Annotated in this window: 1 pseudogene; it reads left to right on the top strand. The window is 55.3% G+C overall.

Features of this window, described 5'->3' with window-relative positions:
- Window positions 1–792, top strand: a pseudogene (locus AC1RPW_RS07725) (hypothetical protein); the annotation flags it as partial.

Raw genomic sequence — 792 nt, 5'->3', positions numbered from 1 at the left:
ACCTACAGTGTGACGGACCCGAAGTTTGGCCGAGACATTCGAATCTTCTTCGATGGTTCGAAGGCACCCGCAGATCAGTATCAAGTGATCCCGGCAGACACGCGCAGCGCGCTCGACGAGGAAGAACTCTCATTCCTGCGCTGGGATACTTCGTGCCTCGCAGCGGAGCCGCTGTCGGATGAGGAAACGAAGCGTGAGTTCGAGTCGTGGGCAAAGCGTAATGGAGTGAAGCTTAAGAAGGGTAAGGCCGTTGACGCGGACGACATCGACGAAGACGAAGACGACGAACCCCCGAAGAAGGGCAAGAAGGCTCCGGCCAAGGGCAAGAAGAAGGTCGTCGAGGAAGATGAGGACGACGAAGATGAGGATGAAGACGGCGGCATCGACGATGAAGACGAAGATGACGACGAGCCTCCCAAGAAGTCCAAGGGCAAGAAGAAGCCAGTCGAAGACGACGAGGACGAGGATGAAGATGATGACGGACTCGACGACGAAGACGAAGATGAGGACGACGAACCCCCGAAGAAGTCTAAAAAGCAGGTGAAGAGCAAGAAGAAACCTGTCGATGAGGACGACGAGGACGAGGATGAGGACGACGACCTCGAAGATGAAGACGAGGATGACGAGCCACCAAAGTCGAAGAAGAAAGCGCCGGCCAAGGGAAAGAAAAAGCCCGTCGATGAAGCTGAGGACGACGAAGACGACGACCTTGACGAAGATGAGGACGACGAGGATGAACCTCCGAAGAAGTCCAAAAAGCCGGTGAAGGGCAAGAAGAAGCCAGTTGAAGAC

Source organism: Dellaglioa sp. CoH-55-MRSF-8, from assembly GCF_056782195.1.
This window is presented reverse-complemented; position numbering and strand designations above follow the sequence as displayed.